This window comes from Propionicimonas sp. T2.31MG-18 (genome assembly GCF_964266745.1).
Lineage (GTDB): Bacteria > Actinomycetota > Actinomycetes > Propionibacteriales > Propionibacteriaceae > Propionicimonas.
The window spans coordinates 213,814-238,395 of record NZ_CAXWGX010000023.1 but is presented as its reverse complement, the minus strand read 5'-3'; the positions used below and the strand labels follow the sequence as shown (position 1 = coordinate 238,395).

Genomic DNA, 24,582 nt, shown 5'->3' with positions numbered 1-24,582 from the left:
CCAGGACCACGCGAGCTCGGTGAGAATCCGGTGAGAGCGCAAGATTCTCACCGAACTGTCATCTTCACCCGCCATGATCGTCGCCATGGAGCCGGCTGCCGAAATCCTGGTCGTGGACGATGAGCCGTACATCGCCGAGATGCTCTCGATGAGCCTGCGCTACGCCGGCCACCGGGTGACGACCGTCGGCACCGGCTCGGACGCGCTGCGGGCCACCCGTTCGGCCACGCCCGACCTGGTGATCCTCGACGTGATGCTCCCCGACATCAGTGGCTTCGACCTGCTCAGCAAGCTGCGCAGCGGCGGTCGGCCTCCCGTGCTCTTTCTCACCGCGAAGGACTCGGTCGAGGACAAGGTGCGCGGTCTGACGCTCGGCGGTGACGACTACGTCACCAAGCCGTTCAGCCTGGAGGAGGTCGTGGCCCGGGTGGGCGCGCTGCTGCGGCGCAGCAGCCCTGCCGAGCCCGACGAGGTCGAGACGCTGCGCTACGCCGATCTGGTGATGGACGAGGACGCCCACGAGGTGTGGCGGGGAGAGCAGCTGATTCCGCTGTCGCCGACCGAGTTCGGCCTGCTGCGCTTCCTGTTGCGCAACGCCGGGCGAGTGGTGTCGCGCGCGCAGATCCTTGACAACGTCTGGCACTACGACTTCAACGGCGACTCCTCGGTGGTGGACTCCTACATCCGCTACCTCCGCCGCAAGATCGACGTTCTCGATCCGCCACTGATCGAGACCGTCCGTGGCATCGGCTACAGCCTCCGGCTGCCGCGGCAGCCGAGGTGAGGACACCGTGACGGCGCTGTCCCTTCGGGCCCGGCTGGTGCTGGGCATGGCCCTGCTGATGGCCGCCGGACTGATCGCCGCGCAGGTGGCCGGGATCGCGATCTTTCGTGCGGTCCAGCTCCAGCGCATCGACCAGACCCTGCAGGCGCCGTTCCAATCCGGGGCGATCCCCCAGGTACTCATCCGCCTCGGTCAGGAGTGCGACACCAGCCGGATCGCGGGCGGGCTCAAGCTCCCCGGCGACTATGCGGTGCTGCTGACCGACGATACCGGCGCGGTGACCTGTGTCCTGGCTCAGGACAACCAGGCCGGCGGGCCCGTCCTCGACCTCGACCGGACGACGCTGGCTGCCGCGGCGGCCGACGAGCGGATCGTTGCCCTCGCCGGTGGCAATCCGGACGGGGCCGGCTGGCGGGCAAGGATCATCCAGGGCGACGACGGCTATGTCATCATCGCGATCTCGCTGGCGAGCACCAGGGAGTCGGTGGCGAGGCTGACGCTGATCTCGGTGCTGGTGAGCCTGGGCATCCTCGTCGTCGCCGTGCTGGCCGGCCTGATGATCGTCCCGGTGGCACTGCGTCCGCTGACCGCAATCGAGCGCACGGCTCAGGAGATCGCGGCCGGTGACTACAGCAGAACGGTCGACACGCTGGCGCCCCACACCGAGGTGGGGCACCTCGCGGCGGCGGTGAACGCGATGCTGGCGGCGCTCCGCGGCGCTCTAGACCAGCGGAACGCGACCGAGGCCCGGCTGCGGCGGTTCGTGGCCGACGCCAGCCACGAGCTGCGCACGCCGCTGACCACGATTCGCGGGCATGCCGAGCTGTTGCGCGACCGCGCTGCGCGCGACCCGGCCGATGTCGAACGCAGCATCAGCCGGATCGAGGCGGAGTCCCGGCGGCTGTCGGCGATCGTGGACGACCTGCTGCTGCTCGCCCGCCTGGACGACGTCCGTGAGCTCGAGCGCGAGCCGATCGACCTGCTGGCGATCGCGACCGAGACCCTGGTGGACGCGCGCGTCCGCGAGCCCTCCCGGGCGATCACGCTGCGGCATCCGACCGACGATCCGTGGCTCGACGTCGCCCCAACGGTCCTCGGCCAGGAGGGGATGGTGCGACAGGTGCTCACCAACCTGCTCGCGAACGCGGTGAAGTACACCCCGGCCGAGACGCCGATCACGATCGAGGTCGGCGTCCGGGACGGGCTCGTCGTGGTCTCGGTGATCGACCACGGTCCCGGCTTGCCGTCGGGAAGCGAGGCCGAGGTGTTCGAGCGGTTCCAGCGGGCCGATGCCGGTCGGGCGCGCAGCCAGGGCGGAGCCGGTCTCGGCCTGGCGATCGCGTCCGGGATCGCCGAGAGGCACAACGGCAGCCTGCGCTACCGACCGACACCGGGCGGTGGGGCCACGTTTGTACTGCGCCTGCCGCACCAGGACCTCTAGGGAGTGGGAAGGTGCCGACCATGCAGCGGCCAGTATCCGGAGCGCACGCATCCGGCTCGAACTCCTCGTCGGGAGCTGCCAGGCGCGGCGGGCTGTCGGTGTTCCTGCTCATCGCCTTCGTCGTGACCTGGATGATCTGGCTGCCGATCCTGGTCCAGGCGCGGACGTCCGGGCTCGCGGCGATGCCACCCACGTTCTTCCTGGCGTCCGTCGGTCCCCTCTGCGGTGCGATCGCGGCAGCCCTGTGGGAAGGAGGGCCTCGCGAGCTGGCGCGCTGGGCGCGACGCACCTTCGCCACGGGATTCGCCCCGGTGTGGTGGCTGGCCGGGATCGGGATGCCCCTCGCCTACCTGGCGGTCGGCTGGGCCAGCGCATTCCTGGTCACCGGTGTGTGGCCCGACCCGGCCGGACTCGGCCTGACCGGGAAGCTGCCCGGTCTCGCCTGGCCGGTGGTCGCCGTGGTCTGGGTGCTCACCTTCGGGGTGGGCGAGGAGGCGGGTTGGCGCGGCTGGCTGCTCCCCGCACTGTCGCGGAAGATCTCGGTGTTCTGGTCCAGCCTGATCGTGGCCGGCGTCTGGATCAGCTGGCACCTGCCTGCCTTCTTCTTCAATCCGACCTACACCGCGATGGGGCCAGGGATCATCGGCTGGATGCTTGCGCTGGTGTGTGGCTCGTTCCTTCTGGCGTGGATGACCGCTGGGGCCGGCTGGAGCATCCTTCCGGTGCTGCTGTGGCACGCTGGCTTCGACCTGCTCACCGCCGCCGACATGTCCGCAGGCGTCATCGCCTCCGTCATCAGCGCGATCGTGATGATCCAGGGAGTACTGTGCGCGTGGCTGCTGTGGCGACGACGCCATGCCTTGTGACAGCGGGTGGCCATCTCGACGCGGGTTTCGGACTCCCTCGCGCCCAAGGGAGCGGCTGTCGACCCTGAGCCCAACCGCGGTCTTGTGCCGGGCCGTTCGCCGTCTTCGATATCGGCCCTCTTCAGCCAGTCGCGCTACGTCGCGAAGTGGATCCCGACGTCCTTCGCCATCTGTTCCCGTCCGGCTGCGGGCTCACTGGCCCTCACAACCCGGACGACATCGTCGCGGAGCTCCTTGGGAGCCGGCTTCCGGGACACGGTGGACATCCTCCCGGCCCAACCCCTCAGATAAGGCAGATCAGTTGTCAGCGATCCGTGCAGCAGCCCTTTGACCTAGTCGGCGAGGCATAATGCCTAGCCCCAGGGTGGGGCACAAACAGTCGGGGCGACAGGACTCGAACCGGAGGGATGGGCGCGAGCAACTGGGGTTTGACTAGGCCTGATAGGCAAGGTGCGACGATCTTGCCCGCTAGTTGGGGCTTATCTGGGGCATAGATTCCAGCATGTGAACCTGTCGCCCTTGCTGAGGTCCAAACGAGCTCTGTGTCAGGTCAGCACGCGCTTCACTTGTTCACTCTTGTGCGGCTGACAGGGTCGCCCATCCCGGCGCAGCATCCTCCGGCGGACAAGTCAGATCCGTGCGTGACAGGGCCGCCTTTCCGCCACGAAGCGTGAGATCAGGACTGCCGACCTCGGGCACCAGCCTGGGTCTTCCCATTTGGAAGTACTTCGGCGAATCACCACCACCATTGCTACCAATGGCGGTACGGTGAGCACGCTGAACGCCACCTATCGAAAGCACAACTCGGTGACACACCTCCGCCATGAACGGGGTGCGGAGTGGAGCATCTGGGATCTCCATGTTCACACGCCCGACTCAATCCAGCACGGCTACGGCAGTAGCGACACCGCTTGGCAACGGTTTATTGACGAACTCGAGAGCTTGCCGAAGGATCTCAGAGTAATTGCGGTGAGCGACTACTGGTTCCTTGACGGCTTCCGGAAGATCTCCGCCGAGCGGACGAAGGGGCGCGTCGCCAACCTCGACGCCGTATTCCCCGCGATCGAGATCCGTCTGCAAGATTTCGCTGGCACTGATGGCTCGCTCCGCCGCATCAATGCTCATGTGGTCTTTGACCCAGGAACTACCGCCGATTTTATCGAGCAACAGTTCGTCAGCGCTCTCGCCCCTAGCTTTCAACTCGAGCCAGGGCAAAGCGCCCCTTGGAACCAAACCATCACTAGGGAATCAGTAGCAGATCTCGGGAGTGCAGTCATCGCAAGTGTGCCCGAAACGGAACTGGGCTCCTACGGTTCTCCTCTTCAGGAGGGGTTCAACAACTTGGTGGTGCCATTTGCCAAGATCCAGGAACTTCTGGGAAGATCAGTGCTGAAGGATAAGGCGCTCCTGATCCTAGGTAAGGCCGAGTGGACATCCTACAAATGGAACGAGCAATCAATCGCATCCAAGAAGAACCTTATCAATAGCGCCAAGGCGCTATTCACGGCGTTCGGGGACCCGTCAAGCTGGGAGTCACAGGTCGCTGCGTTGAGGCAAGCGAATGTCAACCACCGCATCCTGGACTGCAGCGACGCCCATCATTGGAGTGACAGTGCTAACAAGGACCGACTTGGCAACTGCCACACGTGGATGAGAGCCGTACCGACCCTGGTTGGCTTGCGACACGCGCTCGAGGAGTTCGAAAGTCGGGTGCGCGTGGGCCGTGCGCCAGAGGAGGTTTCAAATACGCAGATCCGGCCCGGCTCGTACCTACAGTCGGTGAGTATCCGGCCTAGCAACGCTGAGGTTGGATCCACCTTTGACTACGCGCTGCCGCTGAACCACGGCTTCGTCGCGATTCTAGGAAACAAGGGCCAGGGCAAGTCCGCGCTTCTGGATTGTGTAGCACTGGCCGGGAACAGTGACCGGAGTGAAGATTTTGCCTTCCTAACAGAATCTCGGTTCCTGAATGGCAATGCGAGCGCTGGTGACTATGTCGCGACTATCCAATGGGCCGATGGTACTGCGGACGCGAGGGCGCTCGATGCCGGGTGCGTCCGGGAGCGTCCAGCAAGGGTTGAATACCTTCCACAATCGTACGTTGAGCGGATCTGCAATGCGCGTCCGGGTAGCAGTGAGGCTGCTCGCTTTGAGTCGGAGCTTCGCAGCGTGCTATTTACCCATATCCCTGTGTCGGACCGGCTTGGGACTGAGTCTTTTGATGCACTGCTGCAAACGAAAAGGGCGGCTACCAAGTCCACGATCCGTGAGCTAGAGCGATCCCTCGAACTACTGATCGCGGAGGCGCTGGAGCTTGTGCAGTTCCAGCAGAGTCAGCGGAGAGAAGCGCTGGACGGGCAACTTGCAGGCCTGCGTACCCAGTTTGAACATGCCAACGCTGCATTGGACGCTGCTCGCGAGGAGTTGCGTAGGGCGAATGCGGAGTCGGCCAACAGTGAGCGCTTGGCCGCAGTGGCGTCGGAGCTCGCATCGCTCGAGAGTGACCGCGAGCAACTGCAGCTGAAGAGCAGTTCAGCTGCCACCCTATTGGGGCTCCTCGAGCGCGTACACGCAGAGGCCGGTAGGGCGCGCGCAGACGCCACCTCTCTGCGGAACCAGGCGGAGGCTGTCAACGAAGGCCTGAGGACCGCGTTCGCCGCCGCACAACTCCCGAAGGAGGCCGGCGGATACGTCCAGTTCGCAACGGATGAGGCATACCTCGATGCACTCCTGGTCGAGGCTGACAGGAGATCGACGACCCTGAGGCAGGGGCAGGCCTCGATCTCACAAGCAGATCTTGAGCTCCGCGAGAAGATCGAGGCGCTCCAGGACGAATCTGCGAGGCTCGACGCTGCCGCCGAACGCGCACGTCAGCTAGTTGTAGACACCGAAGCTAGGGTCACGAGTCTTCAAGGAGCTGCAGACGACCTGAACTCGATCGAGGGGATCGAGCAGTTGATTGCGAGGCTTGAGCAAGCCCCCGCCCAGGTCGATGAGCTCCGCACCCGCATGCTCGACACCTGTAGAGAGATACACACGGTGATGCAGCGCGAGCGTGAAGATCTCGCGGTCCTGTACAAGCCCGCAACACAGTTCATGGAGCAGCATCCTGAGCTTGTCGCGACGGGTCTGCAGGTGAGCACCAGCTTGGAGGTTGGTGCCAGATTTGCTCAGGTCGGGGAGTCTCTCGACGGGCGCAAGGCGGCGGATACTCTACGTTGGCTGGAGCGCGTCCCAAGAACGCTGGCTCTCGACGACTGGGACTCAGTGGAACCCGTGCTGCGGAAGTTCCTCGACCTCATGCTTGCCGACGCGACCGGCTACATGCTTAAGGGCGGGTATTCGCTCAAGCAGGTCGCGAGCGACTTCCTTTCGCTGCGGTGGGCAACGCTCCGCTTCGGGCTGACCGGAGAAGGCCGACCGCTCGCCGAACTGTCTCCCGGGCAGCGAGGTCTCATCCTCGTCCTCTTCTACCTCCTCCTCGACCGAAGAGACTCGCCGTTGTTGCTTGACCAGCCGGAGGAGAACCTGGATAACGAGACGGTATCCGCGGTGCTGGTGCCGGCGATAAAGGACGCGGTACGACGTCGACAGCTCCTGATCGTGACCCACAACGCCAATCTCGCCGTGGTGGGCGACGCCGATCAGATCGTCTACTGCCGGTACGCCGAGGACCACTTCTCCGTGACAGCCGGTTCCCTTGATGATGTCGAAAGCGCCCGTCACGCAGTCGATGTTCTGGAAGGCACGAAGAGGGCCCTGGCGAACCGGTGGCTGAAGTTTGAGGCACTACCTGCTGTGTGACGCACCAGAGCCGCCTTATCGCGCACTGTCTCCGGCGGACCCGACGCTTGGCCGTCGTGGTCGTCCCTGGGCACGCTCGACCACGACCTCCGCACGGCTGACGGTGTCCTCGTCCGCCAGCGAGCCGCACGCACGCCGCGATCTGTCCGTGCTGTTCCGGGGTCAGAGCAAGCCGGGGAGGGGAATCGGCAACGCCTTGGCGACTTCCAGAAGGAGCTCGATGCTCGCGACCAGTTCTTGGTCAGAAAGCGTGTTGTGCGGGTTCTCCGGATGATGGATCTTGTTGCGTACCGCGATTGGCAAGGTGGTCGTCTCTTGCGCTATCGCACCGTTTCGCTGCACCCGCGTGTACGGCGTTGCCCGCGGTACGCCCTGCTGCACCAGCCAGTCATCCAGCTTTCCGGGGGTATTTGCATTCGCGTAGTCCTGCAAGCGACCCACGAACATGGTGTGGTCGATGATGTAGGTTCCACGGTCGACGTCGGTTAGGTCCTCCATGGAGGCCCAGCCGCTGTCGACCAAGTCCTGGTGGTGCCAGCGCAGCGGCAATGACCGATTTGCGATTGGGTCGGCAAGCACGCGCAGTGTGATGGCGAAGTCGAGGCCGAAGATGAAGTCTTCGAGGCCCGCATCGTCAGTGTCCCAATCGGTGAGGAGGTCCACGACGAACCTGCGGAAGTCCCACACGTAGGGCTTGAGGTCGGCGGTGGTTAGTGCGGGGAAGTCTAGGCTCGTGAGCCGTGCGTAGAAGTCCGCGAAGGACAGTCGCAAGTCGGCGGTCCGGTTCCAGCGGATCACGGCTGACTCGAACCTCGACTTGGTCTCCTGTAGTGAATACCCAAGGTGGCAGAGACGGAAATGAGTCTTCTGCAATGCCGTCTCGAACCCGGGCTTCGTCTCCGTCACATTGTCGGCGTAGAGGTAGTCGATCTCCCTGATGCTGTCGGGCGGAAAGAGCCAGTGGTGTCTCCTCCAATAGCGGTTCTTGCCATAGTCGATGGTGATGCCGTTCAGGGAGAGCGTGATCTCGGTGCCCACATGCACATCTTGACACTGGAGACGATTGGTCGCGATAACCGGCGTCCTACCGGACCAGTCATGCGATCCAGCGCCGGGCGGCGGGCGTCTCTCGACTCAACCGGTCTCCCGAGATCGGGTTAGCCGGCGTCTGACCAGACGCCCGGCGTGCCGAGCCTCGACTGCCATGTGATCCTCGCCGTCACGGTGTAGCGGGTGCCGTAGGCGCGGTTAGCGCCGTCAGGCCCGTAGCTGGCGGCGATCACGATCCGCTTGCCCATGCCCCTAGCGTCGTAGCCGATCGATCCGCCCGGCTCGACCACGTCAGCCTCGATCGTCACCCGTGCCCCGTTGATTGTGAGGACGGCAGCGACCTGGAACGCTGGCGTGCTGCCAACGTTGCGGTAGACAACCCGGGACTGGTCGTCCCCGCGTTGCCGCGGGCGTTCCCATTTGACGTCTGTGCGCTCCAAGTGTCGGGCCTCATCCCGCTGTGCCACGGCGGCCGACTCTGCGGCCGCCTTTGCTGAGGCCGCTGACGCCTCCGCTGACCGGTGCGAGTCTCGGCGGGCGAGCCACGCCACAGCAAGTGCGGCGATGGCCACGGCAGCCGTGACCGCAGTGGCGACAGACTGAACCCAGTCAGGCACGATCGGTTCTCGTCCAGATCGCGGGTGTTCCAAGCTCTGAGGACCACACGATTCGCGTCTCGATCTCCATACCGGGAGAGCCGAAGAAGCCGTGCTCGAGACCATCGAGCCATCGCCGCTCCGCCTCCTCATGGAGGTCGTGTGCGTCGTGGCTGATCGACTGGCCGGGCGGGACCCTGTCGGCCTGCAGCTCGACCCGGACGCCATCGATCACTAGCACAGCCTCCACCTTGTGCGCCGCTGTCAGGCCGATATTGCGGTACTCGACCTTCCAGCGCAGGTCGTCTGTCTGCTCGACGAACTCCCAGGAGACATCTGAGCGCTCGATGCGACGCTCCGCCTCCGTCTTGGCAACTGCTGCACTGTCGGCGGCTGCTGTGGCCGCCAACTCCGAGGCGTCAGCCGAGCGCCGCGAGTCGGCGCTCGCCCGACGCGCGACGACCCAGGCGGCCCCAGCAAACACCGCTGCGATAACCGCTGCAATCGCAGAGACCCACTCCGCCATGCTGCCCCTCACGCTCACGCCGGCGCCCGTGACCCCGACCACGAACCCTGCTGCGGAGTATTCCCCAACCGGGCACGACTGTCCGGCGAACTCCTCCGTGTCCGCGCAATCTGCCCCCGGGATCCGTAGAAGCCGGCCCCCTGGGGGCGCCCTTGGAAGCTCGGGATGGCCAACCGTGTTCATCCGACTTCGGCCGTGATCGTTGCAGGATCTCCCAGGCGCCCGACGCTCGGGCAGTCGGCGCGTTGTGGCTCGCCGTCAGGTGTAGCGCCGACCGTCACCAGCCCACATCCGGCCCCCGTCACCGGATAAGGTCACTAGAGGCGCCGGTCTGCGTCAGGTCGCCGGTTCTCAACAGTCGTCTGACGTAACCAGAAGCATCACACACCTCTGGCATGCACTTCTGCATTTCGTTAGTATGAAATGCAACACTCCTCCCACTAGGAGCTTCGCATGCGAGAGGTGATCCGCGATCCGGCGAAGACGTTCAGGTGCCCTCGCTGCGGTGCTCCGGTGACGTACAAGGGACGCGGCCGGCGTCCGGTCTGGTGCTCGGCGCGGTGCCGGGTCGAGGCGTCCATTGAGCGCCGCGCGAACGAAATCGTCGGGGTCAAGCCCGAGGTCGTGAAGGTCGTTTCACCGACCACTCGGCTCAGCGATTGGGAGAAGGAACGGCGCCAGGAGATCGAGCGAAGCCTCGATCGCGACGCGGTCGTCGAGATGGTCGCGAGCCGGCCCGACCTGCTCATGGACGTGCTCGCCCGCGTCGGAGAACAGGGGTTGAGCGCTCCCTCTGGAGACCGCCAGATCCTCTCCGGTGCCATGATCCGGACGGCGCGATCCGTCTCCCCCGAGACCGTCGACCACGCCATCACGTCGCCGCGACGCTCGCACAAGCGGGACGTCTCCGAATGGGTCACCCTCCTCGACGAGCTGACCATGCAGCTCGCCACCGGGTTGCTCTATGACCGCGATCTGCCGACCATCGACGATCCCATGCGTAACCTGGTCGACCACTACCTCCGGCGCGTGGACGGCTCGAAACGCTGAGCACGCTTCCCTTCCTGGCGGTCAGGCGCTTCTGAAGCACTGCTCAATCACATGACAGTCGTGTCCGCAGCAGCACCAGCGCGCGGCCAGCGGACTCCGGAACTTTGCAGATCTGAGCTTCGAGACTTGCAGATCTGAGCTTCGAAACTCGCAGATCTGAGGCAACACCACAGGGAGGGCCGGCCAAGAGACCGCGTTGCGCTTCTCACAAGGCTTCAGTGCTGAGCGAAGCCTTCGGCGAGAGCTTCATCAACACGGTCAGAGGTATCGCGCCGGCCATCGTTGGCCGGCCCGAAGGCAAAGAAGGCTGGCGGCCATGAGCCGGCCCGTCGACCGTGGCCCTCAGCCCCCCGGGCCAGCGCAATCAAGCTGGCGACCTCGTGGTCAGACACTGGTCGATGAGCTGACGCAGTTCGTCGCGGCCGGCGTCCATCGCAGCAATGTAGGACCGCATGCCGAGGCGGAACCGGTCCAGTCGTGGCGCTTCGTATTGCACGCGTAATACGCTCGGTTCCAGGAGAGGGCAACCCATGGGAACAGAGAAGTTGATTGCGGCCGAGTCGGAGGCTGCCGAGCAGCACCCGGACACTGCGATCCGCCCGGGGTCCAAGGTCACGCGCGGCCACAACCGGGTCAAGACTCTTCAGGTGCGGCTCAACGACGACGAGTTCGCGACACTCACCGCCGCTGCCGAACGGCTCGGGGTGCCCGCGTCCACGCTCGCCCGCGACCTGCTGCTGCGCGAACTGGCCTCGCCGAGTGAGAGCCCGCAGGCTGTCATTGCCCGAATGCGAGCCGATCTCGACGCGCTGGCCTCGTCACTGGCCTGAACGGATCGCTCACCGGAGCCAGAACGGACGCAACATCGCGTCGACGTCCTCGGGCCGGACGCGGAGGATGCGCCGTCCGCTGGAGAAGACCGGCAGCTGGCCGGACGCGATCCGGCGACGCAAGGTCTTCCGGCTGATCCCCGTCCGTTCCGCCGCCTGGGCCAGGGACTCGTAGCGCTGCAGTTCCATGGTGGACTCCTTCCGCAGCCTTAAGCCTCAGAAGGGGCCCGATCCGGACACCGGAGGACCAAGCGATGTGAAGATCTGACACCTCGTGCCGCCTGCCCGGCCTGACGCCCTGGGGTCAACCAACGGCCCAGTATCCTGCATTATCCGGGTGATATGCTCCACTTTATGAAGGTTTCCGCGCCGGCGCTGCTACCCCTGCTGCGGTCCCAGGCCCAGGGGGAGATCCTCGCTTGGGTCTTCCTCACCCCGGGCGAGCACAGCATCGTCGACATCGCCCGAGCCACCAACATCCCCGAAACCACCGTGCTTCGCGAGATCGACCGGCTCACGGCGACTGGCTTTGTCCTCGAACGCCGCCAGGGCCGGTCACGGCTCGTCACACCCAACCCCGACAACCCCGCCACCCAGCCCCTCACGGCGCTTCTGGCCATCACCTTCGGACCGGCCCACGTGCTGCGCCAGAACCTGGCGAGTCTCGACGGCGTCGACTACGCCGCGATCTACGGCTCTTGGGCCGCGCGGGCAACCGGCGCACCCGGACAACCCCCCGCCGACATCGACCTCCTCGTCGTCGGAGAGCCGCCCCGCACGGACCTCTACGAACTCGCCGAAGACGCTTCGACGACCCTGCGTAGGCCGGTCAACGCGACTGTCGTCGACCGCGCCATCTGGCTCGCCGGCACCGATCCCTTCGTCGCCACCGTCCAGCAACGTCCGCTCATCACTCTGATTGACAACCTCCACCAAGCCGAAGGGATCACGGTCGCCGGACAGCCGAGCGCCCGCCTGGTGCCCGCGGCACTGAGCCACTGGAGGCGCTCGGACGAGATCGCCGACCTGTTCAGTGGTCCCACCGACCCGGACTGGCAGCATGACCGCGAACGGGTCGGGGACGACCTGCGAGACCCGTCGAACAAGCGGTAAGCGTCACAGCTCGGCGAGCTTGCTCTGGTTCTCGGCCAGCCGCGACCGGGACGCGCGTCGCGTGCTGATAGCGCCCGAGGATCCCGGCGGTGGCGCGGCCCATCATCGCCTTCAGTTAGGCGGTCGTAGCGCAGGTCATGCCAGCCAGGGAGGCCGCGGAGTGGCGCAAGTCGTGGAAGGTCAGATCCTCCCGGCCGATGTCCTTGCGCGCCTTGCCGTAGGCGCAAGACAGCAGGCCCGTAGGCGCAAGACAGCAGGCCCGTAGGCGTCATCGACGCGGTCGCTGCCCACACGGCCCGTGGCGTGCGATCCCATCCCGTACGTTCCGGCAGGGCAAGCTCGTCACCGTCGGGTGCCTTGGCCGCGAACACTCGGTGGGAGGTAGACTTGGGCTACGGAGACGGGTTGAGGGAGGTTAAGCCGTGGGCGCGAAGAAGGGTCAGCACGTGGTCCCGTCGTCAGACGGCTGGAGCGTCCGCAAGGCTGGATCTTCTCGGGTCACTCGGACGTACCCAACGCAGCAGGCCGCGATTGACGCAGCTACCAAGATCGCCCGCAACCAGCAGACTGAGGTCTACGTTCATGGCAGTGACGGCAGAATCCGTGAGCGTAACTCGTATGGCAACGACCCTTATCCGCCCCGCGGGTAGATGAGCGAGGAGCCGCCGTTCGAGCGGTCGGTCTTTATCAACTGTCCGTTCGATAAGGACTACGCCCCCATATTGCAGGCGATCGCCTTCTGCGTGATCGACATGGGCTTCTATCCACGACTAGCGCCAGAGAACTCGGATCACAGCGCAAGTCGGCTTGCGCGCATCCTCGAGTTGGTGCAGGGATCACGCTTCGGCATTCACGACCTCAGCCGCTGCAAAGCGACGACCGCGGATGAATACTACCGGCTGAACATGCCGTTTGAGTTGGGTCTCGACCATGGCGCCGCGCGATTTGGCGCTGACCATCTCACTACCAAGAGCATCTTGGTCCTTGAGGAAACCCGGTACGACTACCAGAGGTCTCTTTCCGACATCTCAGGGTGGGACATCGAGGATCATGGCGGGGACTTCAGCAAGGCCGTTCGGAAGGTTAGGCAGTGGCTCGTCCACCATCCTGGTGCCGAACCCATCGGCGCTACCAAGGTTCTCCGCGACTACCAAGATTTCCAAGAGTGGTATTGGGAGCGGGAACTCGCCAGAGGCGCCTCTGAGGATGACATTCGCGAGTACCCGACGATTGATTTCGTACGCGCCATGACCGAATGGACAAGCCTCGACAAGCCGCTCTAGCGATCGGATCCGACGGTTAGGGTGCTGTGAACTGGGGGCTCCCCACACCCGAGCAGTAAGGGACGATACTGCGACTGCCGGGTCGGCGAAAATGGTGTCGCTGACTCACCAGTTGGCAGATCGGCTCCTTGACCTCGCGGGTCGCGGGTCTGTGCATTGATGATCGTTTGGCGTTCCGACGACCTGCCGTGCCAAGCCTGGCACCGAATCACAGGTCGACCAGCTTGCTCATGTTCTCGGCCAGCCGCGACCGGGACGCCCGTGTCGCATGCTGGTAACGCTCGACCATCCCGGCGGTGGCGTGGCCCATCATCGCCTTCAGCTCGGCCGTCGTCGCCCCGGTCATGCCGGCCAGAGACGCCGCCGAGTGGCGCATGTCGTGGAAGGTGAGATCTTCCCGGCCGATGACCTTGCGCGCCTTGCCGTAGGCGTAGCGCAGCGCCTTCTCCGACATCGGCGACACGCCGTCTCCGCCCGGGAAGAGGAACCCGTCGCGTCCGGTTACCGGGAGCGCGGCTACGTACTTCGCCAGGTACGGGATCAGGTGCGGCGGGATGCCGACGTCCCGGACGCCGGCCGCCGTCTTCGGCGCGCCGACATGCACCTGGCCCTTCGTCCGCGTCACCGCCTGCCGGACGCGCACCACGCCCTCGGTGAGGTCCAGGTCGCGCCGGCGCAGGCCTCGCACCTCCCCCGACCTCAGGCCGCACCAACCGGCCAGCACCACCGGCAGGCCCTGCTTCGGCGGAAGATCCAGCAGCTTGTTCAGTTCGGCGGGCGTGGCCGGCTCGATGTCGCGCGTGCGACGCACCTTGCCGGCGTTGCGGACGCGGCACGGATTGCAGTCGATCAGACCCTCGTCCTCGGCCTCGCGCAGGATCGAGCGCAGCAGCGAGTAGGCGTGCTTGCGCTGCACCGGACGATCCGCCGAGAGCACTGTGGAGTACCAACGCCGGATGCGATCCGGCTCGAGGTGCTTCAGCTGGATCGCACCCAGCGTCGGCGCGATCAGCTTCTCCAGCAGCCGGCCGTACTCCTCGCGCGTCCGCGGCGTCAGCTCGCGCTCGGCCAGGCAGTGCCGCGCGTAGCCGGCCAGGGTGTCCAGGTCGTCCGGCCCACCCTTCACCTTCACCGGCGGACGCCACTCCTGCCGCTCGATCGAGCGGTGCACCTCCCCCAGCCAGAACTCGGCGTCGATTCGCTCGGAGAACAGGTGCGGCGCGTCGTAACGCTGTCGATCCGGGCCGACGTAACGCGCACGGAAGTACCCACTCCGGCGTTCGATGCTGCCGAAGGACCGGCGCTCCTGACCCATGGGAACCTCCTGATCGGCAGGAAACCCGAAATCCAGTATATCGCTCTGACTAGGGGTTTCGCTTGCCCCAAATTAGCCCCAATTGGGGCTTATCTGGGGCACCAGAGGTCTTGACATGGCCTCTTCTGGGTGCAGGTCGCCTGTCGCCCCTGCGGCGTTTGGCCTAGTCAGCCAGGCATAATGCCTAGTCGGGGTGGGGGGCACAAATGGTCGGGGCGACAGGACTCGAACCTGCGATCTCCTGCTCCCAAAGCAGGCGCGCTAGCCACTGCGCTACGCCCCGGATCGCCGCAACTCTACGGCCTGCCCGGCGGGGGCGGCGAACCCGGCAGCGGCCGCCGGATCAGCCGAGCGCCCCCAGGCCGGGGTTGAGCAGCAGCCACGCCAGCGGCTCCGCGTCCACCACCCGGCCGTCGGCGTAGGCGCACAGCACCTGTCCGCGGGCCTTCTCGGCCACCATCGCGTACTGGCCGGCGCGGTCCCACTCCGGCGGGCAGAGCTCGAGCAGCCCGATCAGCTGGGCGCGCTCGCTCCAGCCCAGCAGCGGGGCCCCGCCGGGCAGCGTCCCGCCCAGGCGGTTGGCGACGCCGGCGAGCTCTGCGTCCCCCACCTCGACGCTGCGGTAGTGCAGCAGTGAGCTCTCCAGGGACGCCGTGCGTCCCACCGCGGGACGCCCGAGCAGCTCGTGGCACCGCTCGCGGGCCTCCAGCCCCACCGACAGCGACGTGATCCAGCCGGCCATCGCCACCCGGCCGTAGCCGACGCCGGCGGGCAGGCGTCCCAGCAGGCGCAGGGCGTCGGAGACCAACGAGGCCTCCCCCAGGCTGCGTCCGCGGGCCAGCCCGAACGCCGCGCCGAGCACCGACGCGTCCGCCGCCCAGTCGACGCGGTCCAGCAGATCCTGCGCCGCCGGGTCGAGCCACAGCGCACGCCGGTCGGCCGCGAACTGGACGCAGAGCGCCTCCGCGACGCCGAGCGGCCCCCCGCGGGCCACCGCGGCGGACGCCACGTCGTGCAGCACCACCTCCGCGCCCGGCACCCATTCCAGCGGGATCCGGCTGAGCCCGCGGGGAGTCTGCACGTCCAGCAGCCGCCTGCCGGACGCGGCCGTCACCGACACCAGGTTCTCGGTGTAGTCGATCACCACGTCGTCGGGAGCGCTCAGCCCGTAGTCGGCCACGTCACCCCACCACGACTCCTCGGCGTCGAGCTGGCTGTCGTTCAGCCAGCCCGGCAGCTTCCCGGCGAACTCGTCCAGGCCGGGGTACCAGGCACCGATCAGCGAGGTCACCAGCCGCTGGCCCGCCCCCAGCTGGGCGCTCGACGGCGCCACCAGGTAGTCCACCGTCGCGCTGCTCGGTGCCGGGTCGGCGAACTCCTCGAGATAGCCCTGCTCGAGCCGCAGCCCCAGCACCGGTCCCGCGGCGTGCGCGGGCACCACGGCCAGCAGGGCGGTCACTCCGCTCCCCCAGCTCCACAGGCTGTACTCCGAGCCCGGGCGCACCCGCAGCCGATCCTCCACCGCGGAGGGCGCGTCCGGCTCGCGGGTCAGCACCCAGCGGCTGCGCCAGCCGCCGTTCACCGCCTGCCGCTGGAACAGCCGCCCCTCGGCGGTGGTGAGCGTGTGCTCCACCTCGTCGTCGGCCTCGAACTCTGCCGGCGCACCGGCCGCGCCCACCCAGGCCAGCTCGACGACCAGGTCCGGCCCGCGCAGCAGCTTCACGCTCGTGCCGTCCCCGGCGACGCGCACCTCCGCGTCGCCCCAGTGCATCACCGACGGCGCTGGCATCGTGCGCACCAGTACAGGTTCCGGCCCTCGAACTCGCGGACGCTGACCTCGCGCCCGCACACCAGGCAGGGTTGCCCGGCCCGCCGGTAGACGTACACCTCTCCGCCGTGGCGGTCGACGCGGGCCTCGCGTCCCATCGCCTCGGGCGTGTGCGCGGGACGCACCGTGTCGATCCGGCCGTGGCGGACGCCCTGCGGCATCAGCTCCACCAGGTCGGCCCACAGTCGGTTCCACGCGCGTCGCGACAACGCGGTGCCGGGGGTTTCGGGATGGATCCGCTGCCGGTAGAGCACCTCGGCACGGTAGATGTTGCCCACGCCCGCGGCCACCCTCTGGTCCATCAGCAGGGACGCGATCGTGCGTCCCGAGCGGTGAACGCGGGCCCACGCCCGCTCGGGGTCGGCATCCGGACGCAGCGGGTCCGGGCCCAGGGACGCCACCAGTGCGGCCACCTCCGCCGGGCCGACCAGCGCGCATGTCTGGGGCCCGCGCAGCTCCGCGGCGTGCTCGGCGGTCTCGATCCGCAGCCGCAGCGTGCCCGGCGCCTCGACCGGGCCTGGTCGCACCCAGCGCAGCTTGCCGATCAGGCCCAGGTGGATGTGCACGAACGGGCCGGGAGTGTCGATCACCTCGGGCAGCGCGGGCGGGCCGGGCACCACCGGTGCGGCGGGCGGGGAGAAGTCGAGCAGCAGGTGCTTGCCGAAGGCCTGTGCCGAGCACAGCGGGGTGCCGTCCAGCAGGACGGCGGCCTGCGCGAACCGTCCCTGCGGGCTCGTCACCGCGACCGGTCGTCCGGCGAAGGCGATCTCCAGCTCCGTGGCAAGGCGGTGGATCACGTGCCCCTCGGGCATCACACCTCCTCACCTGGACGGGCTGCGGAGTCTACGCTTCGTCCATGACCTCGTCGCCGCGCCATCCCGAGCCGGAGCGCTCCTTCGGCAGGGACGGCAGTTCCGGCCTCGTGGACGCCTCCCGCGCCCTGCGCGCCCGTGACGTCAGCCGCCCAGGGGACGCCGACCTCGCCGCTGCGGAGAAGGCGGCGGACGCCGCCCTGGCGCGACTGGACCGCTCGCGGCGCTGAACCGACGCCTCCGGGGGTATGTTGAGGGCCGCACACGGGCCTAGTAGCCTCGCCTGACCGGGCGGGCACGCCCATCTACCGAAGCCAGTGAGGTCTGATGTACCCGGCAAACATCACGCGCGACGAGGCGGCACAGCGCTCGGCCATGATCGCCACCCACAGCTACCAGGTCACCGTCGACCTGTCCGGACGCGTCCCCGACGCGGAGCCCTACGACGCGGAGGAGACCTTCGTCTCCACCTCGACCGTGCGGTTCACCAGCCGCGGCGGGCGCACCTGGATCAACCTGATCGCCGAGCGGGTGCTCGCCGCCACGCTGGACGGGCGTCCGCTGGCCTCAGAGCTCGCCGACCACCGGCTGGAGTTCGACGCCGCCGCCGGCGAGCACGAGCTCACCGTCTCCGCCCTGTGCCGCTACAGCCGCACCGGCGAGGGCCTGCACCGCTTCGTCGACCCGGTCGACGGGCTCGTCTACTGCTACACCCAGCTGGAGACCGCCGACGCCCGGCGCATGTACGCCTGCTTCGAGCAGCCCGACCTGAAGGCGACCTTCGCCCTCACCGTGATCGCCCCGGCCGACTGGACGGTGCTGTCCAACTCGCCCGAGGTGGAGCCCACGCCTGCCGGCGAGGGCCTGGGCCGCTGGGAGTTCGCCCCCACGCCGCGGATCTCCACCTACATCACCGCCCTCATCGCGGGGCACTTCCACACCGTGCGCGACAGCGTGCAGGGTCGGGACGCGGTCATCCCGCTGTCGCTGTCGTGCCGGCGCTCGCTCGCCGAACACCTGGACGCCGACCGCCTCCTGGCGACCACCAAGGCCGGCTTCGCCGTGTTCGAGGAGCACTTCGGCATGGCCTACCCCTTCGCCGACTACGCGCAGGTGTTCGTGCCGGAGTTCAACGCCGGCGCGATGGAGAACGCCGGCTGCGTGACCATCCGCGACGAGTACCTGTACCGCTCCCGGGTCACCAACGCCGACTACGAGACCCGCGACAACACGATCCTCCACGAGCTCGCCCACATGTGGTTCGGCGACCTCGTGACCATGACGTGGTGGGACGACCTGTGGCTGAACGAGTCGTTCGCCGAATGGGCGTCCCACTTCTGCCAGGCCGAGATCCGCGCATCCGGCGTGGAGGGCGCCGACCCGTGGGCCACGTTCACCAACAGCCGCAAGACCTGGGCCTACCGCCAGGACCAGCTGCCCTCGACCCACCCGGTGGCCGCCGACATGGTCGACCTCGCCGCGGTCGAGCTGAACTTCGACGGGATCACCTACGCCAAGGGCGCCTCCGTGCTGCGCCAGCTGGTGGCCTTCGTCGGCCAGGACGCGTTCCTCACCGGCGTCCGCGCCTACTTCGCGCGCCACGCCTGGGGCAACACCCGCCTGACCGACCTGCTCGCCGCCCTCACCGAGGCGTCGGGGCGCGACCTGTCGCACTTCGCGACCGAGTGGCTCCAGGCCGCCGGCGTGAACACCCTCCAGGCCGAGCTCGAGACCGACGAGGCCGGGCTGCTCACCCGCGTCGCGATCCGGCAGTCCGCGACGGACGAGTGGCCGACCCTGCGGCACCACCGCCTCGCGATCGGCTTCTACGACGAGCAGGACGGTCGGCTGGTGCGCGTCCACCGGGCCGAGGTCGACATCGCCGGCGAGCTGACCGAGCTCCCCGAGCTGGTCGGGCTGCGGCGCACCCCGCTCGTGCTGCTGAACGACGATGACCTCACCTACGCCAAGATCCGGCTGGACGCGACCTCGCTGGCGACCGTCGTCGAGGGCATCGGCCGGCTCGACAGCTCGCTCGCCCGGGCCCTGTGCTGGGGCGCCAGCTGGGACATGTGCCGCGACGCCGAGCTGCCGGCGTCCGACTACGTGACGCTGGTGCTGTCCGGCGTCGGCGCGGAGACCGACCTCACCGCCGTGGAGACCGTGCTGGCCCAGGCACAGACCGCGATCGACTACTACGCGCCCCGCGCGCAGCGCGTCGAACTGAACGACCGGTTCGTCACCGGCGTCGCCCGCCTGCTGAAGGACGCCGCTCCCGGCTCCGACCACCAGCTCGCCTTCGCCCAGGCCCTGGCCATGGCGGCGCGCTCGGACGCGGTCGTCCAGCTGTTGCAGGCGTGGCTGGCCGGTGAGGAGGCTCCCGCCGGGCTCGCCATCGACACCGACCTGCGCTGGCTCATCGTCACCAACCTCGCCCGGCTCGGCGCCATCGGGGAGGCCGGGATCGACGCGGAGCTGGCCCGCGACGCGACCGCCCGCGGTGCGGAGCGCGCCGCCGGTGCCCGCGCGGCCCTCCCGGACCCCGCGGCGAAGGCCGAGGCGTGGCGCCTGGCCACCGCGGACGACTCCGTGCCGAACGAGACCCACTTCCAGGTGTGCGTGAACTTCTGGCAGTTCGAGCAGGAGGACGTGCTGCGCGGGTTCATCCAGCCCTACCTCGACGTGGCGAAGGCGATCTCCGACGGCACCGACGGCTGGGCCGACCGCAGTTCGACGATCAAGCAGCACGTGCTGGGACGGATGTTCCCCCGCCCGCTGATGGACCGGGCGACGCTCCAGCTGTTCAGCCTCTGGGTGCAGGGGACGCCGCTGTCGACCTACGTACTGCGCCAGGTGAACGAGCGCCGCGACGACGCCGAGCGTGCGCTGCGCTGCCAGGAGGCGGCCGGCGCCTGAGGGTGCGCTACTCGGCCTTGCCGCGCCAGGCCGGGCCCATGACGAGGGCCACGACCACCGCGGCGATCGCGAACGGGACGAACAGGGTGACCGTCAGGAGCTCGACGAGCGTGGGTTCCGGCACGGCCGGCCAACTGGGCAGGGTCTCCAGCGGGAGGAACGCGGCAGGCAGCATGCCGCCCACCGTACCCAGTGACCACCCGCCCGGGGAACTGGGTAGTTCGCGCCCGCGCGTCCGGCCCGCCGTGCCGGCCCTGTGCCGCTCCCGGGAGGCGCCGGCCAACCCCGCAGCCGCACCGTGGGCCGGTCGTCCCGCAGCCCCGCCCATCCCGTAGTCTGGCGACTCGAAGAGCGGGCCGCGCGGAGCCGACGGCCCCGGTTTTCGAGACACCGAGGAGTGCGTGCGTGGCCGACCCTGTACCCGACAGCCCGACCCCCGACTCCCCCCGTGTGATCGCAGAGGAGGCCGAGGTCACCCGGTCGCTGCGGCGGATCGCCCACGAGATCCTCGAGGCCAACCGCGGGTCGGACGACCTCGTGCTGCTCGGCATCCCGACCCGCGGCGTGTTCCTGGCCCGGCGGCTCGCCGCCCTGCTGGCCGAGATCGAAGGACGCCCCGTCCGCGTCGGCGAGCTCGACATCACGATGTACCGCGACGACCTGCGACGGAACCCGACCCGCAACCCCGCCCGCACGGCCATCCCCGGGCGGATCGACGACGCGGTGGTCGTGCTGGTGGACGACGTGTTGTACTCCGGACGCACGATCGGCGCGGCCATCGACGCGCTGCGCGACCTCGGACGCCCGCGCGCCGTCCGGCTGGCCGTCCTCGTCGACCGGGGGCACCGCGAGCTGCCCGTTGCCGCCGACCACGTCGGCCGCACGATCCAGACCGCCCGCGACGAGAGGGTGCAGGTGCTGCTCGGCGAACTCGACGGCCTCGACGCCGTGACCATCTCCCGGGGAGGCGACCGGTGAGGCACCTGCTCAGCGCGGCCGACCTCGACCTCGCCACCGCGACCGCCGTCCTCGACCTCGCCGAGGAGATGCAGCAGGTGCAGTCGCGTCCGGTGAAGAAGTTGCCGGCCCTGCGCGGCCGCACGATCGTGAACATCTTCTTCGAGGACTCCACGCGCACGCGGACCTCGTTCGAGATCGCCGGCAAGTGGCTGTCGGCCGACACCATCAACGTGTCGGCGAAGGGCTCGTCGGTGAGCAAGGGCGAGTCGCTGCGCGACACGATGATGACCCTCGACGCGATGGGCGTGGACGCCTTCGTCATCCGCCACTCCTCCTCCGGCGCGGCCGCCCAGGTGGCCGGCTGGGTGAAGGCCCAGGTGGTCAACGCCGGGGACGGCCAGCACGAGCACCCGACGCAGGCGCTGCTGGACGCGTACGCCATGCGGCAGCACTTCCGCACCCTCGGCGCCGCGCCCGCGCCGGGCGCGACCGAGTTCGCCGGCAAGCGCATCGCGATCGTCGGCGACCTGCTGCACTCCCGGGTCGTGCGCAGCAACGTGCTGCTCCAGCGCACGCTCGGCGGCGAGGTGGTGCTGGTGGCGCCGCCGACCCTGCTGCCCACCGGGGTGGAGAACTGGGGCTGCGAGGTGACCGGCGACCTGGACGCCGTCCTCGGGACCTGCGACGTCGTGATGATGCTCCGCGTGCAGCGCGAGCGGATGGCCGGCGGCTACTTCCCCACCGAGCGCGAGTACAGCGAGCGGTTCGGGCTCACCGAGGAACGCCTCGCCGCGCTCAAGCCGGGCGCGGCCATCTGCCATCCCGGCCCCATGAACCGCGGGGTCGAGATCTCCAGCGCCGCCGCGGACGCGGCCAACTCGCTGGTGCTCGACCAGGTGGCGGCCGGCGTGGCCGTCCGGATGAGCGTGCTGTACCACCTGCTGGGTTCGGACGAAGGAGCAGTGCATTGACCACGACGAGCGGGCCCCTGCTGATCACCGGCGCGACGCTGGCCGACGGCACGAGGACCGACCTGTACCTCGCCGAGGGCCGGCTCGCCGATCCCGCCTCGGCCCCGGCCGGCGTGGAGCGCCTGGACGCGGACGGGCTGCTCGCGCTGCCCGGGCTGGTCGACCCGCACACCCACCTGCGCCAGCCCGGTCGTGAGGACGCGGAGACCGTCGCCTCCGGCACGGCCGCGGCGGCGCGCGGCGGCTTCACCTGCGTCCACGCCATGGCCAACACCACCCCGGTCACCGACACCGCGGAGGCCGCCGAGTACGTGGCGGCCCTCGGCGAGCGCGAGGGCCACTGCGAGGTGCGGGTCGTCGGCGCGGTCACCAAGGGACTCGACGGCGAGGAACTGGCCGAACTCGGCATGATGGCCGACTCCGCGGCCGGCGTCCGGCTGTTCTCCGACGACGGCCGCTGCGTCGGCGACAGCCTGCTGATGCGCCGGGCGCTCACCTACGTGAAGGCCTTCGACGGCGTGATCGCCCAGCACTCCCAGGACGTGTCGCTGGCCGGCCCGGGCGCCTGCTGCCACGAGTCGGAGTGGTCCGGACGCCTCGGGCTGCCCGGCTGGCCGTCCCAGGCGGAGAGCATCATCATCGCCCGCGACGTGCAGCTGGCCGAGCTCACCGGCTCCCGCATCCACGTGTGCCACGTCTCCACCGCGGAGGGCGTCGACGTCATCCGCTGGGCGAAGGCCCGCGGGATCCGGGTGACCGCGGAGGTGACCCCGCACCACCTGCTGCTGGACACCTCGCTGGTCGCCGGCTACGACACCACCTTCAAGGTGAACCCGCCGCTGCGCACGTCCGAACACCTGGAGGCGGTGCGCGAGGCGCTCGCCGACGGCACGATCGACATGGTGGGCACCGACCACGCCCCGCACGCCCGGCAGGACAAGGACCACCCCTTCGACGTGGCGCTTCCCGGCATGCTCGGCCTCGAGCAGGCGCTCGCCGTGGTCATGGAGGTCATGGTCGGCACCGGCCGGATGGACTGGCCGACGCTCGTGGAGCGCATGTCCACCGCGCCCGCCCGCCTCGGGCAGGTGCCCGGGCAGGGACGGCCGCTGGCCGCCGGCGGGCCGGCCAACCTCGTGCTGGTCGATCCCGCGGCCCGCGCCACCGTGGACGCCTCCGCCTCGCGCTCGCGCTCGCGGAACAACCCCTACGACGGCCGCGACCTGCCCGACCCGGTGGTCGCGACGTTCTGGAAGGGCCGCCGCACCTACGCCCGCTGACCCGGGACGGGCCCTGTCCGGCCCGTGTCGCGGCGCTGCCCCTGCCGTCCTCGGCGGTCCGGGGATGGTGAATCGATTCATCGTGTTTGCCGAATCGGCAGCACGCTCCCACGGCGGGTGGCTATGCTCACCACGACCGCCGGGGAAGGGGACCGATCGTGACGCAGCGGGCGAGCGTGAAGGACGTGGCGCTCTTGGCAGGGGTCTCGGTCGGCACGGTGTCGAATGTTCTCAACCGTCCCGAGTCGGTCACGGAGAAGACCCGGACGAAGGTCGAGCAGGCGATGGCCGAGCTCAACTTCCACCGCAACGCCTCGGCCCGGCAGCTCCGCGCCGGCGTCTCGCGGACGGTCGGCGTGATCGTGATGGACGTCAGCAACCCGTTCTACACCGAGCTCGCCCGCGGCATCGAGGACCGGCTCGCGGCCGACGACCACACCCTGATCCTGTCCTCGTCCGACGACGACCCCCGTCGTGAGCAGCGGTTCCTGCGGCTCTTCGCAGAGCAGGGCGTCCGCGGCGTCCTGGTGACGCCGATGGCCAGCACGGCCGAGCGCCTCGGCGACCTGCGCCGGCTCGGCATCCCGTCCGTGCTGATGGACTCCACCGACCCGGCCCACGCCAGCGTGGGCGTCGACCACGTGTCCGGGGGGCGCCAGGCCGTGGCCCACCTGCTCGACCGCGGGCACCGGCGCATCCTCTTCCTTGCGGGCACGACCGAACTCCAGCAGACCCGGCACCGCCTGCGCGGCGCGGTCGAGGCGGTCACGGCCGCCGGCCTCGAGCCGGGCGAGGTGCTGAAGGTCGTCAACCTCGCCGTGCTCACTTCCAACGACGCCCAGCAGGCGCTGGTCGAGGCACTCGACTCCGGCGGGCCCGCCCCCACCGCGGTGTTCGCCATGAACGACGTGGTGGCCCTCGGGGTGATGCGCGAGCTGCGGCGCCGCGGCCTGTCGATCCCCCACGACATGGCCGTGGTGGGTTACGACGACCTCTACTTCGCCGCGGAGCTCATGACGCCGCTGAGTTCGGTGCGCCAGCCGATGCGCCAGCTCGGCTGGGCGGCGGCCGACCTGCTGCTCACCGGGCAGGCGCACCCGCTGTTCGAGCCGGAGCTCATCGTCCGCGCGTCGTCGGACGGGAACCTCTGACGCTCC

The 24,582-nt window shown here is 68.5% G+C and carries 23 protein-coding genes and 1 tRNA gene; 15 read left to right on the top strand and 9 right to left on the bottom strand.

Translation table 11 applies throughout. The features are described from left to right. Positions 1 to 73: 73 nt before the first annotated feature. The 4 genes from ACFQQJ_RS09105 to ACFQQJ_RS09090 all read left to right on the top strand — a co-directional run bounded on the left by ACFQQJ_RS09105 (position 74) and on the right by ACFQQJ_RS09090 (position 6,895). Positions 74 to 784 (top strand): response regulator transcription factor, encoded by a 711-nt coding sequence (locus ACFQQJ_RS09105; protein ID WP_377105840.1) that lies wholly within the window; start codon positions 74 to 76, stop codon positions 782 to 784. A gap of 7 nt (positions 785 to 791) precedes the next feature. Beyond that, complete coding sequence (locus ACFQQJ_RS09100) at positions 792 to 2,225, top strand: sensor histidine kinase (protein ID WP_377105838.1); 1,434 nt, start codon at positions 792 to 794, stop codon at positions 2,223 to 2,225. 20 nt (positions 2,226 to 2,245) lie between these two features. Continuing rightward, positions 2,246 to 3,091: a CPBP family intramembrane glutamic endopeptidase gene (locus ACFQQJ_RS09095; protein WP_377105836.1), complete on the top strand. Its 846-nt coding sequence runs from the start codon at positions 2,246 to 2,248 to the stop codon at positions 3,089 to 3,091. Between the two features lie 768 nt (positions 3,092 to 3,859). After that, positions 3,860 to 6,895 carry a TrlF family AAA-like ATPase gene (locus ACFQQJ_RS09090; RefSeq protein WP_377105835.1) on the top strand — a complete coding sequence of 1,012 codons (3,036 nt, stop codon included), beginning with the start codon at positions 3,860 to 3,862 and terminating at the stop codon, positions 6,893 to 6,895. A 162-nt stretch (positions 6,896 to 7,057) separates the two neighbouring features. On the opposite strand, the gene ACFQQJ_RS09085 is transcribed toward ACFQQJ_RS09090, so the two are convergent. From ACFQQJ_RS09085 to ACFQQJ_RS09075, 3 genes are all read right to left on the bottom strand, one after another. Then, positions 7,058 to 7,933, bottom strand: coding sequence for a HEPN/Toprim-associated domain-containing protein (locus tag ACFQQJ_RS09085; protein WP_377105834.1), 876 nt, complete (start codon positions 7,931 to 7,933; stop codon positions 7,058 to 7,060). A 119-nt stretch (positions 7,934 to 8,052) separates the two neighbouring features. Continuing rightward, positions 8,053 to 8,562: a hypothetical protein gene (locus ACFQQJ_RS09080; protein ID WP_377105832.1), complete on the bottom strand. Its 510-nt coding sequence runs from the start codon at positions 8,560 to 8,562 to the stop codon at positions 8,053 to 8,055. Next, complete coding sequence (locus tag ACFQQJ_RS09075; protein ID WP_377105831.1) at positions 8,555 to 9,067, bottom strand: hypothetical protein; 513 nt, start codon at positions 9,065 to 9,067, stop codon at positions 8,555 to 8,557. The genes ACFQQJ_RS09080 and ACFQQJ_RS09075 overlap by 8 nt, the downstream gene beginning before the upstream one ends. Before the next feature lie 453 nt (positions 9,068 to 9,520). Here ACFQQJ_RS09075 and ACFQQJ_RS09070 point away from each other — a divergent pair, with 453 nt between their 5' ends. Then, positions 9,521 to 10,117 (top strand): hypothetical protein, encoded by a 597-nt coding sequence (locus ACFQQJ_RS09070; RefSeq protein WP_377105829.1) that lies wholly within the window; start codon positions 9,521 to 9,523, stop codon positions 10,115 to 10,117. Positions 10,118 to 10,647: 530 nt separating this feature from the next. Beyond that, a complete protein-coding gene (locus ACFQQJ_RS09065; RefSeq protein ID WP_377105828.1) occupies positions 10,648 to 10,947 on the top strand; it encodes a hypothetical protein in 300 nt (99 codons plus the stop codon). A gap of 9 nt (positions 10,948 to 10,956) precedes the next feature. Here ACFQQJ_RS09065 and ACFQQJ_RS09060 read toward each other — a convergent pair whose 3' ends face one another. Then, on the bottom strand, positions 10,957 to 11,136 hold the full coding sequence (locus ACFQQJ_RS09060) for a helix-turn-helix domain-containing protein (protein WP_377105826.1): 180 nt from the start codon (positions 11,134 to 11,136) through the stop codon (positions 10,957 to 10,959). A gap of 165 nt (positions 11,137 to 11,301) precedes the next feature. Here ACFQQJ_RS09060 and ACFQQJ_RS09055 point away from each other — a divergent pair, with 165 nt between their 5' ends. From ACFQQJ_RS09055 to ACFQQJ_RS09045, 3 genes are all read left to right on the top strand, one after another. Next, a complete protein-coding gene (locus ACFQQJ_RS09055; RefSeq protein ID WP_377105825.1) occupies positions 11,302 to 12,060 on the top strand; it encodes an ArsR family transcriptional regulator in 759 nt (252 codons plus the stop codon). Between the two features lie 422 nt (positions 12,061 to 12,482). Then, positions 12,483 to 12,710: a DUF2188 domain-containing protein gene (locus ACFQQJ_RS09050; protein WP_377105824.1), complete on the top strand. Its 228-nt coding sequence runs from the start codon at positions 12,483 to 12,485 to the stop codon at positions 12,708 to 12,710. Next, a complete protein-coding gene (locus ACFQQJ_RS09045) occupies positions 12,711 to 13,343 on the top strand; it encodes a hypothetical protein (RefSeq protein ID WP_377105823.1) in 633 nt (210 codons plus the stop codon). A gap of 208 nt (positions 13,344 to 13,551) precedes the next feature. On the opposite strand, the gene ACFQQJ_RS09040 is transcribed toward ACFQQJ_RS09045, so the two are convergent. The 4 genes from ACFQQJ_RS09040 to ACFQQJ_RS09025 form a co-directional block, all read right to left on the bottom strand. Beyond that, positions 13,552 to 14,658 carry a tyrosine-type recombinase/integrase gene (locus ACFQQJ_RS09040; RefSeq protein ID WP_377105821.1) on the bottom strand — a complete coding sequence of 369 codons (1,107 nt, stop codon included), beginning with the start codon at positions 14,656 to 14,658 and terminating at the stop codon, positions 13,552 to 13,554. Positions 14,659 to 14,865: 207 nt separating this feature from the next. Continuing rightward, a tRNA-Pro gene (locus tag ACFQQJ_RS09035) sits at positions 14,866 to 14,941 on the bottom strand. Positions 14,942 to 15,001: 60 nt separating this feature from the next. Next, positions 15,002 to 16,456, bottom strand: coding sequence for a hypothetical protein (locus ACFQQJ_RS09030; protein ID WP_377105819.1), 1,455 nt, complete (start codon positions 16,454 to 16,456; stop codon positions 15,002 to 15,004). Then, on the bottom strand, positions 16,429 to 17,298 hold the full coding sequence (locus tag ACFQQJ_RS09025; RefSeq protein WP_377105818.1) for an Fpg/Nei family DNA glycosylase: 870 nt from the start codon (positions 17,296 to 17,298) through the stop codon (positions 16,429 to 16,431). The genes ACFQQJ_RS09030 and ACFQQJ_RS09025 overlap by 28 nt, the downstream gene beginning before the upstream one ends. A 44-nt stretch (positions 17,299 to 17,342) precedes the next feature. Here ACFQQJ_RS09025 and ACFQQJ_RS09020 point away from each other — a divergent pair, with 44 nt between their 5' ends. Then, positions 17,343 to 17,528 carry a hypothetical protein gene (locus tag ACFQQJ_RS09020; RefSeq protein WP_377105817.1) on the top strand — a complete coding sequence of 62 codons (186 nt, stop codon included), beginning with the start codon at positions 17,343 to 17,345 and terminating at the stop codon, positions 17,526 to 17,528. Positions 17,529 to 17,625: 97 nt separating this feature from the next. Beyond that, entirely contained in the window at positions 17,626 to 20,214 is a 2,589-nt protein-coding gene (pepN, locus tag ACFQQJ_RS09015; RefSeq protein WP_377105815.1) for an aminopeptidase N, read from the top strand. A gap of 7 nt (positions 20,215 to 20,221) precedes the next feature. Here the strand turns inward: pepN and ACFQQJ_RS09010 are convergent, their stop codons facing one another. Next, positions 20,222 to 20,389, bottom strand: coding sequence for a hypothetical protein (locus ACFQQJ_RS09010; protein WP_377105814.1), 168 nt, complete (start codon positions 20,387 to 20,389; stop codon positions 20,222 to 20,224). Positions 20,390 to 20,619: 230 nt separating this feature from the next. Here ACFQQJ_RS09010 and pyrR point away from each other — a divergent pair, with 230 nt between their 5' ends. From pyrR to ACFQQJ_RS08990, 4 genes are all read left to right on the top strand, one after another. Continuing rightward, on the top strand, positions 20,620 to 21,192 hold the full coding sequence (gene pyrR, locus ACFQQJ_RS09005) for a bifunctional pyr operon transcriptional regulator/uracil phosphoribosyltransferase PyrR (RefSeq protein WP_377105813.1): 573 nt from the start codon (positions 20,620 to 20,622) through the stop codon (positions 21,190 to 21,192). Beyond that, positions 21,189 to 22,145 (top strand): aspartate carbamoyltransferase catalytic subunit, encoded by a 957-nt coding sequence (locus tag ACFQQJ_RS09000; protein ID WP_377105812.1) that lies wholly within the window; start codon positions 21,189 to 21,191, stop codon positions 22,143 to 22,145. The genes pyrR and ACFQQJ_RS09000 overlap by 4 nt, the downstream gene beginning before the upstream one ends. Beyond that, entirely contained in the window at positions 22,142 to 23,425 is a 1,284-nt protein-coding gene (locus tag ACFQQJ_RS08995) for a dihydroorotase (RefSeq protein ID WP_377105811.1), read from the top strand. Before ACFQQJ_RS09000 ends, ACFQQJ_RS08995 begins: the two co-directional genes overlap by 4 nt. A 158-nt stretch (positions 23,426 to 23,583) precedes the next feature. Continuing rightward, on the top strand, positions 23,584 to 24,576 hold the full coding sequence (locus tag ACFQQJ_RS08990) for a LacI family DNA-binding transcriptional regulator (RefSeq protein ID WP_377105810.1): 993 nt from the start codon (positions 23,584 to 23,586) through the stop codon (positions 24,574 to 24,576). Positions 24,577 to 24,582: the final 6 nt, after the last annotated feature.

Coding starts and splice junctions, on each gene's coding strand:
- ACFQQJ_RS09075 (WP_377105831.1), bottom strand. CDS start 9,067: ATGGCGGAGTGGGTCTCTGCGATTGCAGCGGTTATCGCAGCGGTGTTT.
- ACFQQJ_RS09045 (WP_377105823.1), top strand. CDS start 12,711: ATGAGCGAGGAGCCGCCGTTCGAGCGGTCGGTCTTTATCAACTGTCCG.
- ACFQQJ_RS09065 (WP_377105828.1), top strand. CDS start 10,648: ATGGGAACAGAGAAGTTGATTGCGGCCGAGTCGGAGGCTGCCGAGCAG.
- ACFQQJ_RS09105 (WP_377105840.1), top strand. CDS start 74: ATGATCGTCGCCATGGAGCCGGCTGCCGAAATCCTGGTCGTGGACGAT.
- ACFQQJ_RS09070 (WP_377105829.1), top strand. CDS start 9,521: ATGCGAGAGGTGATCCGCGATCCGGCGAAGACGTTCAGGTGCCCTCGC.
- ACFQQJ_RS09095 (WP_377105836.1), top strand. CDS start 2,246: ATGCAGCGGCCAGTATCCGGAGCGCACGCATCCGGCTCGAACTCCTCG.
- ACFQQJ_RS09010 (WP_377105814.1), bottom strand. CDS start 20,389: ATGCTGCCTGCCGCGTTCCTCCCGCTGGAGACCCTGCCCAGTTGGCCG.
- ACFQQJ_RS09060 (WP_377105826.1), bottom strand. CDS start 11,136: ATGGAACTGCAGCGCTACGAGTCCCTGGCCCAGGCGGCGGAACGGACG.
- ACFQQJ_RS09025 (WP_377105818.1), bottom strand. CDS start 17,298: ATGCCCGAGGGGCACGTGATCCACCGCCTTGCCACGGAGCTGGAGATC.
- pepN (WP_377105815.1), top strand. CDS start 17,626: ATGTACCCGGCAAACATCACGCGCGACGAGGCGGCACAGCGCTCGGCC.
- ACFQQJ_RS09055 (WP_377105825.1), top strand. CDS start 11,302: ATGAAGGTTTCCGCGCCGGCGCTGCTACCCCTGCTGCGGTCCCAGGCC.
- ACFQQJ_RS09020 (WP_377105817.1), top strand. CDS start 17,343: ATGACCTCGTCGCCGCGCCATCCCGAGCCGGAGCGCTCCTTCGGCAGG.
- ACFQQJ_RS09040 (WP_377105821.1), bottom strand. CDS start 14,658: ATGGGTCAGGAGCGCCGGTCCTTCGGCAGCATCGAACGCCGGAGTGGG.